The following is a 17912-nucleotide window of genomic DNA, read 5'->3' as shown; positions in this document are numbered from 1 at the left end:
AGAGAATTAAAAGGGGAACCACATTTCACCTGATAGATAAGTGAATAACGCCCCAAGAGCACATGCAATAATAATAAACCACAAACAGCCTTTATTCCCACTATCATCTTTGCTGTTCTTTTCAAGTTCTTCGAGTCTTTTTATTTCCTCCTGGAACTTATATTGTTTGAGTTGTTCCCACGCCTTTTCTTCTTTGGAAATTGCGGTTTTCATTTCAGTGGTTAGTATGGGATTCTCTTTTGCTGCTGTAACTACCGTTATTGCAGTATCTCTAATGCACATCCATAAAACCTTTTCATTGTGAGTCTCTTTAGCAACTTTCCTTCGAATATTGGCTTTGAGTTTTTCTCCGCGTAATAAAGCGTCTTCATATCCAGCTAAATCATTAGGTATTTTAACATCCCTAATAACCTCACCATATTCATTAATTTTATAATTACCCCCCATACTCTAAATTAAATAAAAGTTTCAAGAAATACTCCCACAATCATAGATAGACCTAATAATATTAAAATTATAAGAATAGTTATTGCAACTTTATATGCTATTGGTCGCGATTTGTCAAGCTGATTTCCCTCATAATTGTTGTTGATATGAGTCGGTGAACAAGAAGTATCTGTTTCTAGATTCTGTATAGGCAATGTTTTGTTATTTCTTGTTGTTTTAAGATTAACCATTGCTGGCTTAACTGGATTATTTGGGTGTACAACAGTTTTTTTATCAATAAGTCTCTGTCTAGTTGCTTCCATACGCATTTCAGGCGTCAGATGCGGATTATCCCAAACAATTCTTCTCACAGTGATGGCTCTTTCTTTTAAACAAGCCTCAAGCACTTGCAAGTTCTGAGATTCTGCTGCCAAGCGTTTTCTAACTTCAATATTTAGAGGTACTCCTTTTAAATATTTCAGTTCAAGAGAGAATAATTCATTATCACCTCTGATAATTTCACCATACTCATTAACCTTGAAATCCATCCCCATAATGTTTACTTTCTTGTCGTAGTTAGGAAATTATATCTATTATATGCACGCTGTTTAAGTTCATTAAATAAACATTCATCATATTCGGACTCCATTAAATCGGATTCTTGCATATCTGCAATACAATATAAAGCATCAATATTCTTTGAAAAAACAATAATATTCTTTAGAAACTCTGGGGGCAATTGGCACCAATCACTATTTGTTGCCACACAAGAACTAACAATACGATATATCATCTCCATAAACTCAACAGCTCGCTCAGAAGAATAATTGTTAATAATATCGACGGGTGGCCTATTAGGTTGGCTTAAATGATTCTTCACTATAATCTCCCATAATTCGACATCATTAACCGTATCAAGGAGACTATTACACTGAGAAAAGTCTATTTGTTCCCCTGCCAACATTCTTTTTCTAAGAATAAACTCTTCCTGCGCGGCCTCTTCTTGTGTCTGAATAGAAGTAATACGAGGACGACTGCTATTCTCCAAGAGTTTTTCGCTTACGGTCGAAAAGGTGCTAATGTTTTTTATATCATTTTGGGCTACTAATTCTGATTTAGTATCATTATCCTGCCTCAATATTGTACCATCTTCTTCTATTACATATGAGGTCGTAGAGGACGATGCCGTGTTCTCTTCTTCGAGTTTATGTTTCTCAACATTGCGAAGAGTTTTATCCATATTTTTCATAAGGAGTTTTTGTCTTTTCAAAAACTCCTTACGCGGATCGGGATTGTTGTAATACTTATATGCGAAATATGCTAATAATGAAATTACAATTGCGAGTAGCAATAGGGTCCCCATTTTATACAGATTTTATGCTTTTAATAGTTTGAGAAATGTTGGAAAGTTTCTTAACCAAGAATTTTGACACAACAAAATACACCCCAACAGCTACTGCGACAAAAGCCAAGCCTAACAAAACTTCTTCAAAATGTGTGCTATACATCGAGTTGTAATATAGTACCCACAATCCTAACCCCAAACAACTTACACCAACAATAATGCAGAGAATAAGCCATCTACGAAGATTTACATATTGTTTCCCATAATCCGCTTTCTTCAATTCGTTCGGGAAATTGTCTAATTGTAGTGTCTCAACATACTCTTTATAATCTGGTCGTTTTGCACTTTCTTTGCAAATTTGATAACATTTCTTACGAGCTTTATATGCCGCTAATATATCATCTTTATTAGCTCCGACTCGTATGATGTTTAACATTGCAGTATCCAACTCACTATATGGACGCTTGATTGTTCCATCTTCTTCAATTGCGTAATTCCCATTAATATTATTATTCATTCCCATAATTGTTAATGATTTTTGATTTATATCACTATCCGTATAGCTTATACCTTGATATGTACTATTCTCTTATTATTGTTCCATCTTCTGCAATGCGGAAGCCCAGGTGAGGATTAAACATCTCATCGAAACATTCAAAATATTTCGCTTCGTACCATTCTCCGCCAAGAGTATTGGTTGTAATCAATGTATCCTCAAGTAAAGGGTATTCCTTAATCTCTGACAAGGAAAAGGGTCCAAAGACTGTTTCTTCGAAATTTACATAAAACTGTAGGTCAGGAGATGAAAAGACATCTCCTGATTCAGTAGTTTCCGTCTTCTTTTTACAGCCAAAGAGGCGTTTAAAGAATCCCATAATCGATAATTACGCCTTTTGGCCGAAAGTGTTAAGATTATATATTTTGTTGACAGTGTTATGCTGCTTTACATAGCGAGACATTACAAATATTCCCCATATAATTTGAGCAACATAAAGTATCATAACAATCAGTGCTAAATCTCCGGAATGTGTATATTGATACAATGTTGAGGCGTATTGTAATGCGAATGTTAATATAAATGTGATTAACATTAGAAATACCAAACTACCGCCACTGAGTATTCCGCCTTGGTTTCTATTTCTAGTTAGATACTCATACTCTCGATTTGCCCATTTATAATACCAAACGAAACCGTAGATGCCTAGCGTGATAATGGAGAGAAATATTGCACCCCAAAACCCTCTTGTATGCTTGCCATCTTCCGCACAAGAGATGTTAGTTTCTTTTGCCATTGCAAACATAACAACTACTCCATATATGCCTAATGTAAGGAAAGATAGTAACCATATCTTCCACACTTTACGATTTGTAGGTAGCACCTGTGGAGTTGTTCCTTTTACTTGTGAGAAGAAATAGTCCTCTCTAATTATTTCGCCGTATTCGTTAATAGTGTAATTTGTCTGTCCCATAATTGTATTTTTAATTGTTTGTTATTTAAGTAGTTTCCAGCAAGATTGCGATTCGCTTTTGAATTGGAGAACCGCCCAAAGTATAATTGGAGATAAAATACTTGCAATGCAAAATGCGATACCATCAGATGTGTTACCACCATTATATAATAGTATGACATCTATAAGAAGAGCTAAAATAGACGCTCCAAGTACAATCCAATAACCCAGTTTCTTCCATTTGATGATAAGGAAAGTTCCTATTGCATTAATTGCATATAGTATTCCCATCGCAAGAAATCCATTAACGAACAAGTCTACCATGTCGTGCTGAAAATAAAAGAACTTCTGAGCATTTTCCTCAGTAGCAAATCCCCAAATTGCATATTTACTTATGTAAATAAGATACACCGATATTGCAGCATATAGTATCATTAAGATCACTAATGATGCGGTTGATGCTGAATGTCTTTGTCTAATTGTTTCTCCCATAATAGTTGAGCGTAATGAGTGAGTAATAATTATTCTTCGTCTTTAGGAGCATAAGGTACCTCAATACTTGTTGTTACCTGTAAAGGATACGAGAATATTTCAGCATTATCTCCGCCAATCTTTGGATTGTTTGTGTTGCAAATTAGAGTATATTGGGAAAGATGACCCAACAAGCGAGTTGTGTAGTTTGGATTATTTCTATTTAGGATATCAAGAGCTAACTTAATTGCAATAACAGTAACAAAATCTATATCTACAGAAATGCCTGGTTCAAAAGTAGCTTTCTCCAACTCTTCCTCATTGGTATAGAATTTTCTGTTTTGATTCACACGTCCGGATGTATCACCTAACGCATACATGAAATCCTCATAGTCGGGCATTCCATCGGGCAGGCAATAGAAAATCTCGCCAGCAAACGCTCTCTCCCAGCATCCAATTGACATAAGAGGCATACCAACCTCCTTTGCAATCTTATTTGCATACAAATCACCTTCTCTATTGTCTGCACCGCCTATTACAATTGTGTTCTCATCACAGAATTCATCAAATACATTAAGAGGAACTTCTTGAACTGTCATATTCTGAGTAACCACATGTGCTGAAGGGTTAATTTGCAGAATACGCTCTTTTACAGCATCGGTTTTATATTTACCAACATCCAAAATTCCACACTGGTGACGGCAAATATTATGATATCCGAGAATGTCGTTGTCTATTAATAAAAATCTACCGACACCGGCTTTCGCAAGTTCTAATGCAACTAAACTACCAACAGAGCCGCAGCCAACTAACATTGCGCCTGTTTTCAGCATCATATCTGATTCCAAGATGCCGACATTACGCGAGAAAATATCTAATTTGAGCGAATAAGGTTCTTTTTTACATACAGCGCCCTCGCAATCAATAAACTGAATGCAATCATTTTCAAAATATCCAATAAGTCCTTTGTTTGGATTATTAGTAGGCTTGTTTTCTACAATTTCACCTAATTCAATAAGGTTAGAGTAGTTACTATCGCTTTTCGTTGTAACAATATTATAATGGTTACTGTTTTCAATATGTAAACCATATATCTTACCTACATACTTGTCCTTCTCTAATTCAAGTGGGAAATATACCGTAGGCTTAATCTTTCGTTTTCCTAAAGTAATCATAGTTGTTATAATTTTTCTGATTTAGCAGCTTCATCTCCTGCTCTGTGGCGATTATAGGAATCTACCCACTTATAGAGATGTTTGATTGTTTCAGCACCACTCATACGCTTGTCTTCGCTGGCAAATTCAAGATACATATCCCCATTATCATCAATCTTAACATATGATGATTTGAGCCCATTCTCAGAGGTGAACATTTCTGCCAACTCTGGCATGATAAAATATATTCGAATTGAGCCATCATTGATGTAATTTGTAGAATAGATCATCTGATAGGCCAAGGTGTGTTCTTGACGGGTAATATGCCTATTAGTGATGACTGTGTAAACAAGCTTACCTTCTTCAAAACTACGCTCAGCATTTGTCTCCGCTTTACGTATTGCAGCATCCTCATCGTAGAATAAATCCTTTCGTTTCTGATACCAAGGCATATTCTGATACGCCTTGACAAACTCAATTAGATTCAATGCCCCAATACTAATCAAACTCAACAATAAGCCAAGAAGTACTACCAACGCAAAAAATGCTACAGACAATGCAATTGGTGATAACGTGAGGATAAGAAAAGCTAGCGCAAAACTTCCTATTCCGCAGTAAGCATACTCCTTACGACATAATGGGATGAATATTATGCTTATCAACAATGCACTAATTGCAAGAAAACCATATTTAACAACATTAATAGAAGTATGCTGTTTGATGTACACAGCTGCCTTTGCTTTCTTTTTAATTATCTCTTTTTCTGTTTTTTTGTCTATCTCCGTTATAGCCTTTGTAGCTTCTCTTACACAAACGCCTTTTGAATCGGTAGAGTTGTATACAAGTTCAAAAAGGGTACTCTGCTTACTAGTACTCTCACTAACAATATTTTGACTTGTTTGTATAACTACAAAAAACAACAAGAAGAATGCAGACAACAGTATAAGTACCGTATATTTCAGATGTTTTACATCAGTCTTTTTCGGTTGAATCGCTATTGAAGTCTCGCTGGTTGAGTTTGACTTTTGCTCTGACATACTCCCGATATTCGTCCAATCGTTTTTTTTTTCAGAATACGGGGCAGGATTAAGTCCCTTCTCGGGGAAATGTCTCAATTTGAAATAATCTTCAGGAATCAAGTCATCTCCAACCTCAACATCGACAATTTCGTAATGCAAAGGGTTGGATACATGACGCATAGTCAATCTGAAGTTTGGATCTACATTAACCAATCCTGAAATAGCACCACAGGACCTTAAACCTGCAAAAATGCGATTTGTTCCGTCATCAGTACCTGAGAAAGTATCCATGCTACCTGGGTGTCTGTGCCACAAACCAAGCAGTTCCAATTTGTTCTCATACTTTGTGGCAACAGATTCTGCAAGGTAATTCACAAACTTTTCATCATATTCAAAGTATGCATATTGATGAACAGAATCTATACCAGGAGGTATCACTTCCATAACGACCCATAGTCCATTGTCTAACACGTGGCCCAATAATATGCCTCCTGTTTCAATAGGGTCTTTACGGAAGGTCTCATCGATAATGGCATTATATGCCTTATCCGAGAATATTACAGTTTGACAATAGTTACTCATACCCGTCTATATTAAAGAACTCCGTGAGTATTGAACTGCTCTTGAGATAAGTCACCCGTCAATACTAACTCAAATGACATAAGCCACTTAACTGCCCATGCAATTACAGATGCCGCAGATGTTGTTTCTTTACCTGTTTTAATATTGCCAGCTTCTGCTGTACATAAGTAAAGTTGATTGTTGCTATCCATAAGCAAATGCAAAGGTCTCCAACCAAGATCCTTTATGAGTTCATCAATGTCCGGCTGTATCAAATAAACGCGAACAGAACTACCCATAACCTGCTGAGGGTGGTTGTTATTATATACAGCCATAATGTGCCACTCGTTATCACCAAGTATACCAATGTTAAGAGAGCCAACCCAAGCCAAACGACCATCATCCAATTTATCCAAAGTAAATCCTGGGAATGCGTGATTCATTGCAGCCTTTTCAGCCATAAGGAGTCCAGGATCCTTTTCATACCATTGAGCTACTGCCAATTTGCCTTTGGGAATCACAATTGAAGACGAGTCATCTCCTTTAGTTACATTACCATCTGGAGCAATTGTCACCTTCTTACCTTCAAGTAATTTCTTCTTAAGCTCTTCGCGCTTTTTCTTCAAGATATCATCATCTGCTGCCAACTTTCCTTTCGGAATTACAATAGATGATGAGTCATCTCCCTTGGTAACATTACCATCAGGAGCAATTGTAACCTTCTTGCCTTCAAGCAATTTCTTCTTGAGTTCTTCGCGCTTTGCTTTCAATGTTGCATCATCTGCTGCCATCTTAGTAGCAGGAATAGAAAAGTTCTTCTCCATAAATTTATATTTTTAATAGTTATTAGTTTTAAAGATTTTCATATTCTGTAATTATCCTCTCACATTTCTTAAGTACATTATTGTCGTAATCAAGAATCATTTTGGATAAATTTCTCATAGACTCTACTAAAATTGTAGAATCAATATTATTAATCTCAAATTCCAAAATAGATTCGTTTAGCGATTCCATTTTTTTAGCAATGTGTAATAAATCATCAGATAAGTATGTTATATCACGACGCATGTCTTTTATAACATTAGGATATTCTACTATTTCCATTTCTTTTTTTTAATAGCGAAACAAGGGGCTCAAATTCAAATGATCTATATCACTTACAAGTCTGACATTAGTAGGAACAGCATAATTACTAATGTCATCTAGACTTTTACAAGGCATCAAAGATTTGTCTATTTCATATCTTCGTTGGAATATTCCTGAATGCGTGTGAAATTCAATCCATTCAATAGAACATTTATTGTCATACATAACTATTGATGGTTTAAGATCTTCATCACTTTTAAAGATTTTCAAGAGATTTTCAAGTTTATCTTCATCGAATTTGAATCTATATGGAATTTCCCCTTCTAATATCGGTCGTTTTAAATTTTCATATATTTTTTGTATCTCTGAGATGGATGTTAATACATATTTTCTTCGAGGAAGACTATGCCACTCGAAAGCAAAAGCCTCACTAAAGTTTATGAAATGTAAATATTGCAAGCACCCAAGCTCGCTAAATGAGGTATAAATCTTATCTTTTGCAGATAATGAGTCTAATAACATTCTTAATCTACTTAGACTTTCTTCTCGCCTGCTCCAACGTTCTTTAAAATCTACCTTAGTTGGCTCTTTATTATCACTAGAAAAGAAAAGTTTTATATTGTTATAAATACTTATAGCTTTACTTTGATTTACTGCTAATATATTCAGCCAGCCTCCCAATCCATCATGAGTATATGCACATCTAAACTTAAATTTTGATTGTTGTAATTTTATCATGTCATATATCCGCATATATGATTCAATAGGGAACTTTTCTCCAAATTCACCAAATATTTCTTCGTGCAAAAAATACCGCTCTATATAGTCTTGAAATTTATTTACTTCTATTAGGAATTGAGTTGGAGTCGAGTAATGAGAGTCCGTTTTGGGTTTCCAAGGGAGTTCTATGTCATTAATATCTAATGAATACTGGCTACGATATTGTGATATCGCTTCAAGTTTTTCATCTTCTTTTATTTTTAATGAGATTTCCCACTTCTTTATAGCCTCTTTTTCCTCTTCGGAAAGAGACTCTGGCAACCCTAACAGCCTTGCTTTAAGTTTTTCCCTCTTTAATTTGAGGATTTCATCTTTTCCAATCTCGTCCATAATTTTAACAAACTATATTAGACCTTCAGTACTAAACTCTTCTTTAGACAAATCTCCTGTCAGGACTAATTCAAATGCCGTAAGCCATTTGACAGCCATTGCTATATGAGAAGCTGCAGATGTAACATAAGTTCCGTTACCCATATCTGTATCGAAGAACAAAGAAAGGTATAGACTTCCACAACTATCTCTATATAAATGGCTGCGACACCATTCTAATTCTTCCATTAGTTCCTCCATATCAGGCTCAACAACATAAACTTTAACGCTTCCACCCATCACGGGAGATGGGTGATTGTTGTTATAAACCGCCATAATGTGCCACTCGTTATCGCCGAGGACGCCAATATTAAGAGAACCAACCCATACCAAGCGGCCATCATCCAATTTATCCAGAGTAAATCCTTGAAACATGTGATTCATTGCCTCCTTCTCTACCTCCAAAAGTTGGGGTTCACGTTCATACCATTGGAGTAATTTTACTCTGTTAGATGTATTGCCCATCTCGTCCATACCCATCAATAGTTAAAATCCTTATAATAGTCATCCTGACTTCGATAGTCCATTATCTGCTTAATCTCTTCATTTGAGTATTGACCTGGACGCGTACCATTATCCGGTTCAAAGAAAGTTCCTTCTTCTCTCCAATAGTCGCGTTCCCTTTTTTCATTATGCACGACACCATCTCTTTCTTGTACTTCTTTAAATGCCTCAACGGGTATGCTTACGCCATAGTTATCTCTAACACTTCCCGTATATGATGCACCCGCAGCACACATAAATGTCAAATCTGCTGGGACTCCAGTAAGTTGCTCCATCTTTTGCATTTGTTCATCAAGAAATACCAACAAGTCATTTATGCCTTTCCCGGAAATCCCAGAACCGCCATGTATGTAAAGTTCCATCTTCTCCTTATAGGCATTCATATAATTATCATAATATCGCTGCTGCACAGCATCTTTCCAATCTTGTGCTGTCACATCACTTTGTGCTTCGATTTGCCTCTGCACCTCTTGCACTTGCATTGCAAAATCCGGTATATTACTCATCGCGAAAAATCATTTCTGATAATTTGGATATTCTCTCTTGTGTACTCTCTTTCTCTTGTGTTATTGCATATACATGCAATTGGTGGTCTTCCACATCGAGGGCATCTTATAACTCTGTTGGCATCAGCAATCTGACGGCTACCATAGTTTTCGTTTTGTTGACGCTCAATTACTTTTTGAATGGCGTTGTTAAATCGTTCTTTTTTCTCTTCTGGACTTAATGTTTTGCTCGAACCATTAGCTACATCTATGTCTGTAGGAGTTGTAGAAAAACATGAAGCCTTCGTAGACATATTATATCGAAGATACTTCTCAACTACTGCAAGGATATCTCGCATCTTAGAAGTTGCTTTATCCGTATGGTCCTTTGCTAAGGCTTCCATTAATTTCTCACCCCCAGGAGGAATTATGAAGCCTGGTTCCTTTTTATATTCATCTATTTCATGCTCACAATCATCACATATACACTTCGCCTTTTCATATTTTTCTTGGCATCTGTCGCGTTCTTCTCGACATCGTTCTACTGCAGAAGCCTCACTATCGCAAGACGGTGTATAGTATCCACCATGTGTATTACCATCTTCATCCTCGTATTCATCAACCCAGCGTTGTGATGCGACGCACGAACTATGAGCATTCTCAGCTTCTGCCAATGCTTCTTCAGCGGCACGCAGTTCCTCCTCAAGCACCTTCATTTGTTTTTTTAATGCTTCAATAACCCCTTTTAAATAGGCGTCTACCTGCTCTAATATTTTGAGGATAGAGTCGGCACTATACTCCAAGGTATTATTTAGTTCTATAAGCGATTGGTGATCGCGAATATGTGCTGATGGTTCACTCATAATTTTTTAATAATGTTAAATCAACGACCGCCTAATCCAGATTTAGCTTTTTCATATTTTATAGCCAACTCAATATATGGTGGCAGATAATTATTAGCCCAATGCAGATACTTCTCCGAAAGCTCACTTATGAGTTCTCTACTTGATTTGAAGTCATCTTCAAACTCCGAAAACTTATCGTCCAACCAAGACTGTCCTAAATCAGCCTCGTTATTTTTTAATGTTTCATATGTTTCATTCAACTTTTCAGATAGTTTTCTCAAATTAGATTGAAGATCTATAAGAGATTGTGAACTAACATGTGCAAAATTGTCCATAATTATTGCGATTTAATTAATTACAAATTTTCGTATTCATACACTATATCATAAAGACCTCTAAGAACGTCATCTTCATACTCCTCAATCTTTTTACACAAGGGTTCTATTTGTTCTTTATCTTTACTGAACTCGTCATGATACTTTTTGAATTGAGGATCTTTCCATTCTTGAGAAACCTCGTCAATCGCATTTTCTGTTGCTCTTAACTGTTCCCTCAATTCTTCTACTGTATCTAATAACTCGTTACGAAATTTCTTCAATGAAGTGGAGTTAGTTATAACACTAGCCATAATTCTTTTTATTTATATGGTTTAAACTTAATATTGATATTCCTATTATTGTCTCTGAAATATGCTCTATACACAGAACTTGGACGGTTGAATACAAAGAGTTTGCTGGCAATTGAAGAACCTACAATCTTGTTAGAGTCATTTTCTGTCATTTGCAATGCTACACGATATGTAAAGCTAGATAGAGGGTTTCCTATTCGTGAAAGGTTATCCCAGTTGTCACACTGCATAATAGTAAATACACCCACTGCTGGACCATTCTTTAGAATATAATCAAGCAACATACCGCTTTCCGATACATCATCACCTCGTCGTCCACCTTTATCAAACATTCTTGCTAATTGGAACGCATATATTGATAAGTATATGTGATCTTGTGGACGCTCTTCATCCTTTCGACGTTCATCAATTTCTTCTTTAATAGCAGTGAGGGTTTCTACAATTTCTGCTGTTTTTGAAACTATCTGCGAACTGAATGGTAACGATTCAAATACACTTTGCAGTTCTTCATTCAATGTATCTTCTCGACGCATAAAGTTCAAAGTCACAAATGTTGCACTTTGGTCCGTATGAGCCGTAGATGCTGAGATTGTTGCATAATAAGCAATTCTTTGTGCAACATGTGATTCTCCACCCAATATTAAGATGTTATTAGCAGATTCTTTGCGTAATATTGCACAAACATCTGTTTCGTGAATAGATATTGACTCTCCCAAATATATTCCGATGGATTCTGGCATGTTTGAAGGAGTCTGATGGCATCTAGCAACTCTTCTATTTCTAAACTCAGGCAAATCATTACCTCGGAATACTACCATATCGTGTTTCCTCTTATAATGTAAGTTATCTGAAAATTCTGATATCTGATTTAACAATTTATCAATATCATGTTTTGTAACCAAGAATCCCTGTACCTTATGATTGTCATAAGGAGAGCCAGATTCTGAGTTGTATATACATTCTCCTGTATGCAACTGAGGAACCTTACCATTAATTGGCAATGAGATTAGAGATGAAAAGTCAGCGGGAGAGCTCTTGAAGACAACTCTATTCGCAATTAGGTCTTTAGGTAAGATTGACGAAGATGGGAGTTTCTGAGTTGCCAAAACCAAATTTATTCCAAATTTTCGGAACTCTTGAATAATAGTATGAATCTTGGCATTAGCTTCTCGACTTATCAAATCGTTCTCAATTTCAAATATCTTTTGGAACTCGTCAATAATAACCAACAGCCTAGGAATGTGGAGCGAAGGGTTCTTTGCTTTCAAATCTACAATGTTGCTAACATCATTGTTCCTACAAAGTTCCATTCGTCTTGCACCTTCCTCTACCAGCTCATTTAAGATGCTAAGACCAAATTCTCGCTCTGCTTCTGGAGCGATTACACGAGCATGTGGCAAATTATGTAGCGCATACGAATTAAACTCAACTCCTGAAAAATCTATAAGATACATATTTAATTCGTCCGGAGAGTAGTTGATGGCGGCATTACAAATTAGGGCATGGAGGAATACGCTCTTTCCAGAACCTGGTATACCTATTACGACAGCTGAATTCTGACCACTTTCTTGGGTGATTTTTAGTTTTTGAATTTGTCTGTCCTCAGACATTCCAAATGGAATTTCAATATACTTAGCACTTCTTCGTTGCCACCACTCTGATTGGTTGGTCATATAATCAGCGAACAATATCGCTTCTTCTTTACGGATTTCAACACCCGAATTGACATACTGCACTATCTTGCGCAAATGTTCTTCCGTGAATGAATCAAAGTCTATTTGTTCATTATTTTTTGTCAAATCATAGACGGAGCAAATACGCTCAAGTTGCCCCATGTTGCTACTATTATATGCCTTACGTGTATCTTCCGAAGAATCAATCTTGTCTTCATTAACCAGCATTATAACATTTACGCCAGCTCGAACGCCATTCTTTAATATTTTTTGCAACAGAGAGAGTGACTCACTATTGAATCCTATTGGAAAGTCCTCTATAACAATCACATGATACGGTTCCTTATTCTCCTTAGCTTGGTTATAATCATATAATGACTTAACAGAGCCCAATAAAAGATTCTGGATTATATTGCCTATGTGTCTTTCTTTCTCATCCAAGTATTTTCGGATATCTTCAGGCCTTGCTAAAATCTGGAAAATATTTCTATTTAGGAACTTAAACACATCACAAGTTCCATCCATTTCTTCTGCATCAATCATGGCAACATTTAGTTTGCCAGGGGATGATGATGCCATTAAGCGACCCACCAATGAATTTACAACCTGATGAGCTTTTTGCTTTGTGTTATTATTGTGTCGAATTATCAGATTTTGGTTATTCAATAATTCAACATAGCAATTTTCGCTTATGGTTATATTTTCTCCAAGTATTGCAAACCTATGTTCTTTCTTTCCAACCATTACTAATGATGATGGCATAGTCCCCTTGTCATCAATACTGTCCCATAAAGACATATCTGCCTTTGATGTCTCATATAGATGGTTGAAATATGCCTCATAATAGGATTGCCCGCTACTATAAGCATTTTTAATCGCTACCAATATGTCTCTTTGCAAACTCTCATAGGCTTGCTTTACTTCGCGTTTCTTTACCGCAATTTTTTCTAATTCTTCAGCTTGTATCTTCTTGTATTTTGCAATTATCTCAGCACGACGTGTACTTAAAGTTGCTTTAAGGGAAGCTATTGCAATATCTACATTTTTAGAGTTCTTAATAGATTCTATTTGCTGATTTATTGTCTCAATTAAAGCACGTTCTTCCTCATTTGACTCTTTAATACATTTTCTATGAGTCGCTTGAGCACTATTATCTAATAACATTATATCATTCTCGAAAGAAGACTGAATTCGAAGTGCCTTTTCGGTTACAATACCCAGTACCTGCTTTAACGAATTAATGAATTTTGAGTATTCTTCTATGTAATATTGTTTTTCTAACTCAATAGTAGGGAATACTTTTTGGTATATTATCTTTTGACCATCTGCTGCTTGAATAGTATTCTGAATCAATACACATAACTCATTGCAAAGTTCACCATATTTTGGCACGCTATCGATAGCCATATCATACACTGGAGTATCAGGCTCAACATCGATGGCATCATCAAGCTTATTTTGCAATCTTGACAATTGGTCTTTCAGTTGTACAATTTCTGCCTCTTGTTCTTCAATTATCTCTTCAAGTTCATCAGTATTTGGCGTTTCAACAATAGGGGTATCAGCCTTATTGTCTTCCTCTGCTAATAAATCTATGGCAGATAACAATCCTTTAATTTCACTGGCTTGTAGCCAACTATTCATATTGTCTATGCTCAACAAAGAGTTTGGTTCTATATCTAAAAAGGAGAGTTCGGGTAATGAATATGGGCCATAATTATCCTCGCCTAACCTTAGATAATATGTTGCATTGTAGATGTCAACATCATCATTAGAATTATCATCATGTGCAATAAAGTCAACTAACTCTGGATATGATTCTACAGGAGCCCATTCTTCTGATAATGTAGAGTAAACTTGGACATTCGGCATTAACCCAAATGTTTTCATTTGCTCCAATTCGTATGGACCGAATTGTTGTCCATCTAGCTCAACAAAATAGTGCGTATTCATAATTCCTTATGCTAAAATTCTTAATATTTCTTTTGCTTTACTTTTACTGAATCCTCTTGCTCTAATCCATTCTCCACCTTTACTAGAAACAATAACATCGGCGAAAAATAATCCGCTACTTAATGAAACACTTGCTACATTATGCCTTGCGATAACAATTGTCGTATAACCGAGTACGTACCCTTTGTAATAAATGACATTATAATCATCTATTTCTAGCATATCTGGGTATAATGCATTCTGATCTGAAGAAACACGACTTGCTATGAATGTTGGCATAATATTAGTTCGTTGAAGATAGCTTTATGCTGTAATATATAAGTTGTATTAATGAAATTATAAAGAATGGGACAGCTACGATTACAGACACAATCATAAATGAGATAATTTTCATTACAAAGCCCATCCCTCCTTGATCAAAAGACGTTCCTGCAAATATGTTACTCCGCCATGTTTCTCCAACTCCTATAATCGCTAGCCCTGCTAACCCTAAAGTCAATACTCCGATTAATGCGGCTTTTCTTTTTTGCTTATATATTAGTTGCTGATTGTCATATAGCGGTTGTCGTGTTTGAATGTGAGCCTGTTGATTGGTTGAATTGAACAAATGTCTTAATTCTGGCATTTCAGAAGCATTTATCCATTCCGAATCTGTACGACTTACCAATGTGTCTGGCAACAGACCAAGGTTTGAAACCTCATCAAATGAATAAGGTCCAAAAACTTGATCATCAAGAGCAACATAATATTGATTTGTATTTGCCATTTTAATTACATTATAATCTTCTCGATGTAATCTTTTGGAACATGCGTAGTCGCATAACCTAATAGGGCAAGATGTATAGCAATCTCCGAATTACTCATACCACAACAATGCCCAATGAAGCCTTTAAGAGGACCTTTCACAATCCTTACCGCATCACCAATCTCAATGTGTGCGCTAAAAGTAACAGGAGATTCAGAATGCTTTAGTAGAAATTGTATCTGCTCGATTTGTTCATCTGGAATCGGAGTTGCCAACTCTTCTGCACCAGGATAAGTTATAAATTTCATTATGAACGGCAATCGACGAAATTCATCTTCTTCATCTTTAGCGAGACGAACAAAAACAACCATAGGTATTACAATCCTATCTATCTTTTTCTTGCGGTCACTCCATTGGTGTTCTTCCTTTTGGATCGCTACATAATTTTCTATTCCAAGTTTCTCTAGTTTTGTCGCAACTTTCTTTTCACAATTAGTATGAACAAGAGCCGCAACCCAGCGTTTTGGGTACGCTTCGCGGTCGTTTGTCCCATTGACAAACGAACTTCTCTCTTTGCGAACATCGCTCTCTACCGCTATCTTGTTCATAGTAAATAGAGTTTATTTTTAGGAATAGTTCCACAAAAGAACTATGACCCGTTTGCAAAAATACTAAAAATTGTTCAATGGATGGCAGAAATGGACGATTATTCTTTCTTCTCCATGAAATTAAATGAAAGTACCAAATAAATTTATATTCAATGAATTATGATAATTTGATAATTTTTTCAGGACAAGCAACACTAATATTTATTGTTTATAAATTTTTTATAAATCAGCGGGCTGTGATTAAAAATGTTGTAAAAATACCAGTAAACAGATTTGCATAATATCTTAAATCAAAGACTTACGAGATACTTATAGTTCTTTTGTGGAACTACTCAAATAATGACCTAATAAGTCCCTGATTGGCATCATCTATCACCGAGTTTTCCAACATTGTTAGATAAATCTGTGTTGTCTGTTCAGAGGTATGTCCCATACCTTGGCTGATGACCGAAATTGGTACATTGTGATTTCTCGCAGCAGTAGCCCAACTATGGCGAGAGGTGTATGATGTCAATTTGCAACCCGCAGGTAACATCTTTGATAGGCGTCTCAATAGGCGATTATGATTGTTGATTGCCACTTGATACTCTTCGTAAGCCTCCTTTGTGTCATAAGAGGTCAATATCGGGAAAACATAAGGAGACAATGCTGAAGAGTATCGGTCAATTATCCGCTGGATACTTGGCTCTATACGCACACTCAATAATTGCCCTGTTTTGCGGCGGGCATAACATATTACTCCATTTTGAATATTCTCTTTCTTCAAATAAGCAATATCCACGAAAGCCATTCCACGGGTACAATAACTGAAAATGAATATATCCCTTGCAAATGCGAGTGGCGTTCCTTCTGCCAACTTGAGTTTATACAACTGTGATATTACTGATTCCGATACAGCACGCTTGCGGGTACGATCAATGCCCGTATAGATCTCCGTAAATGGGTGTGATTGCTCAACAAGTTTTTGTCTTACCGCCTTGTTGTAAACGGCTCGCATTATACGCATATAGAATGAAATTGAGTTCCTAACCATCCCTCGCTGCACAAGGAAGGCATTATATTCAGCAACAAGTTGTTCTGTCATTGCCGAAAATGGCAGATTGACCCCGCCAAGAAACTCGGCGAAGTTCTTCATCGTTTTCTCATAGTTCTTTGCTGTACCCAAGCGATTAGCATTACGCATCAAGCGAATCTGATTCTTCATAAAGTCCAAAACCGACACATGACATTCCGGGGACTTGTAGCGTTTAATAATATCTCCAACCGAATAGGTTACTTTGCTATTATCCAAGTCTTTGACAATTCGTTTCAATAGTGCAATATCACTATCTATACGATTCTGAATAATGCTCTTGTCTGCAACACTTACAACAACCTGTTCACCTATTGCATCCCATTCGTCAGGCTGCAATCGGATATTGGTCGTTATCTGTTGTGTCGCTCTACGATGAGTCACTTGATAAAATATAGTTCCTGCACGCCCTACGACTGATGATGGGCGTAGTTTTACTTTAATTGTTGCCATAAGCGTGATAAATGATTTAAGATGATACAATAAGAGCCTTCTCTCAATTGCTTAAGGGAAGGCTCTTTAAATAACGGCTACGGTATATACAGCAATTGAAACTCTCTTTTTCTGCGGCGTTCGATGCTGGGAATAGGTTTGCCCTTATAGCAACGGTACGATATGTACTCCTCGTAGATATCCCTGTCGCCGGACTCTATTTTCTTGATAAGGTTACTCTTCGGGCGTTTGCCATATCCTAATAATCTGCTGTGGCCGACATTGTAAGCTAAAACCGTTAGCAACAG

Annotated in this window: 22 protein-coding genes and 1 pseudogene; all 23 read right to left on the bottom strand. The window is 36.4% G+C overall.

Annotation, left to right across the window (positions count from 1 at the left end):
- Nucleotides 1-6 precede the first annotated feature (6 nt).
- The gene (locus NW211_RS13010) at nucleotides 7-447 is read right to left on the bottom strand and encodes a hypothetical protein (RefSeq protein ID WP_258328140.1); all 441 of its coding nucleotides are present in this window, start codon (nucleotides 445-447) and stop codon (nucleotides 7-9) included.
- 8 nt (nucleotides 448-455) lie between these two features.
- Nucleotides 456-974: a hypothetical protein gene (locus tag NW211_RS13005; protein WP_258328139.1), complete on the bottom strand. Its 519-nt coding sequence runs from the start codon at nucleotides 972-974 to the stop codon at nucleotides 456-458.
- An 11-nt stretch (nucleotides 975-985) separates the two neighbouring features.
- The gene (locus NW211_RS13000) at nucleotides 986-1675 is read right to left on the bottom strand and encodes a hypothetical protein (RefSeq protein ID WP_258328138.1); all 690 of its coding nucleotides are present in this window, start codon (nucleotides 1673-1675) and stop codon (nucleotides 986-988) included.
- Between the two features lie 115 nt (nucleotides 1676-1790).
- A complete protein-coding gene (locus tag NW211_RS12995; protein ID WP_258328137.1) occupies nucleotides 1791-2294 on the bottom strand; it encodes a hypothetical protein in 504 nt (167 codons plus the stop codon).
- A 58-nt stretch (nucleotides 2295-2352) separates the two neighbouring features.
- Nucleotides 2353-2646, bottom strand: a complete 294-nt coding sequence (locus NW211_RS12990; protein WP_258328136.1) for a hypothetical protein — start codon at nucleotides 2644-2646, stop codon at nucleotides 2353-2355.
- Nucleotides 2647-2655: 9 nt separating this feature from the next.
- Nucleotides 2656-3240, bottom strand: a complete 585-nt coding sequence (locus NW211_RS12985) for a DUF4234 domain-containing protein (RefSeq protein WP_258328135.1) — start codon at nucleotides 3238-3240, stop codon at nucleotides 2656-2658.
- A 21-nt stretch (nucleotides 3241-3261) separates the two neighbouring features.
- Nucleotides 3262-3711 carry a hypothetical protein gene (locus NW211_RS12980; protein WP_258328134.1) on the bottom strand — a complete coding sequence of 150 codons (450 nt, stop codon included), beginning with the start codon at nucleotides 3709-3711 and terminating at the stop codon, nucleotides 3262-3264.
- Nucleotides 3712-3740: 29 nt separating this feature from the next.
- The gene (locus tag NW211_RS12975) at nucleotides 3741-4865 is read right to left on the bottom strand and encodes a ThiF family adenylyltransferase (RefSeq protein WP_258328133.1); all 1125 of its coding nucleotides are present in this window, start codon (nucleotides 4863-4865) and stop codon (nucleotides 3741-3743) included.
- A 5-nt stretch (nucleotides 4866-4870) separates the two neighbouring features.
- Complete coding sequence (locus NW211_RS12970) at nucleotides 4871-6445, bottom strand: Mov34/MPN/PAD-1 family protein (RefSeq protein WP_258328132.1); 1575 nt, start codon at nucleotides 6443-6445, stop codon at nucleotides 4871-4873.
- Nucleotides 6446-6456: 11 nt separating this feature from the next.
- Complete coding sequence (locus tag NW211_RS12965; protein ID WP_258328131.1) at nucleotides 6457-7248, bottom strand: hypothetical protein; 792 nt, start codon at nucleotides 7246-7248, stop codon at nucleotides 6457-6459.
- Nucleotides 7249-7276: 28 nt separating this feature from the next.
- Nucleotides 7277-7528 carry a hypothetical protein gene (locus NW211_RS12960; protein ID WP_258328130.1) on the bottom strand — a complete coding sequence of 84 codons (252 nt, stop codon included), beginning with the start codon at nucleotides 7526-7528 and terminating at the stop codon, nucleotides 7277-7279.
- A gap of 9 nt (nucleotides 7529-7537) precedes the next feature.
- Complete coding sequence (locus NW211_RS12955) at nucleotides 7538-8620, bottom strand: hypothetical protein (RefSeq protein WP_258328129.1); 1083 nt, start codon at nucleotides 8618-8620, stop codon at nucleotides 7538-7540.
- A gap of 12 nt (nucleotides 8621-8632) precedes the next feature.
- Nucleotides 8633-9133, bottom strand: a complete 501-nt coding sequence (locus NW211_RS12950; protein WP_258328128.1) for a hypothetical protein — start codon at nucleotides 9131-9133, stop codon at nucleotides 8633-8635.
- 5 nt (nucleotides 9134-9138) lie between these two features.
- On the bottom strand, nucleotides 9139-9669 hold the full coding sequence (locus tag NW211_RS12945; protein WP_258328127.1) for a hypothetical protein: 531 nt from the start codon (nucleotides 9667-9669) through the stop codon (nucleotides 9139-9141).
- Entirely contained in the window at nucleotides 9666-10511 is an 846-nt protein-coding gene (locus tag NW211_RS12940) for a hypothetical protein (RefSeq protein WP_258328126.1), read from the bottom strand. The genes NW211_RS12945 and NW211_RS12940 overlap by 4 nt, the downstream gene beginning before the upstream one ends.
- 20 nt (nucleotides 10512-10531) lie before the next feature.
- Nucleotides 10532-10828, bottom strand: a complete 297-nt coding sequence (locus NW211_RS12935; protein ID WP_258328125.1) for a hypothetical protein — start codon at nucleotides 10826-10828, stop codon at nucleotides 10532-10534.
- A 20-nt stretch (nucleotides 10829-10848) separates the two neighbouring features.
- On the bottom strand, nucleotides 10849-11121 hold the full coding sequence (locus NW211_RS12930) for a hypothetical protein (protein ID WP_258328124.1): 273 nt from the start codon (nucleotides 11119-11121) through the stop codon (nucleotides 10849-10851).
- An 8-nt stretch (nucleotides 11122-11129) separates the two neighbouring features.
- Nucleotides 11130-14747 carry an FtsK/SpoIIIE domain-containing protein gene (locus NW211_RS12925; RefSeq protein WP_258328123.1) on the bottom strand — a complete coding sequence of 1206 codons (3618 nt, stop codon included), beginning with the start codon at nucleotides 14745-14747 and terminating at the stop codon, nucleotides 11130-11132.
- Nucleotides 14748-14753: 6 nt separating this feature from the next.
- Complete coding sequence (locus NW211_RS12920; RefSeq protein WP_258328122.1) at nucleotides 14754-15026, bottom strand: PH domain-containing protein; 273 nt, start codon at nucleotides 15024-15026, stop codon at nucleotides 14754-14756.
- A 4-nt stretch (nucleotides 15027-15030) separates the two neighbouring features.
- Nucleotides 15031-15513: a DUF4339 domain-containing protein gene (locus NW211_RS12915; protein WP_258328121.1), complete on the bottom strand. Its 483-nt coding sequence runs from the start codon at nucleotides 15511-15513 to the stop codon at nucleotides 15031-15033.
- Nucleotides 15514-15518: 5 nt separating this feature from the next.
- Nucleotides 15519-16100 carry a UpxY family transcription antiterminator gene (locus tag NW211_RS12910; RefSeq protein WP_258328120.1) on the bottom strand — a complete coding sequence of 194 codons (582 nt, stop codon included), beginning with the start codon at nucleotides 16098-16100 and terminating at the stop codon, nucleotides 15519-15521.
- A gap of 328 nt (nucleotides 16101-16428) precedes the next feature.
- Nucleotides 16429-17625 (bottom strand): site-specific integrase, encoded by a 1197-nt coding sequence (locus NW211_RS12905; protein WP_258328119.1) that lies wholly within the window; start codon nucleotides 17623-17625, stop codon nucleotides 16429-16431.
- 77 nt (nucleotides 17626-17702) lie between these two features.
- Nucleotides 17703-17912 (bottom strand): annotated as a pseudogene (locus tag NW211_RS12900) (glycoside hydrolase); the annotation flags it as partial.

The sequence above is a fragment of the Barnesiella sp. ET7 genome (assembly GCF_024733785.1).
GTDB classification, from domain to species: domain Bacteria; phylum Bacteroidota; class Bacteroidia; order Bacteroidales; family Barnesiellaceae; genus Barnesiella; species Barnesiella merdigallinarum.
This window is presented reverse-complemented; position numbering and strand designations above follow the sequence as displayed.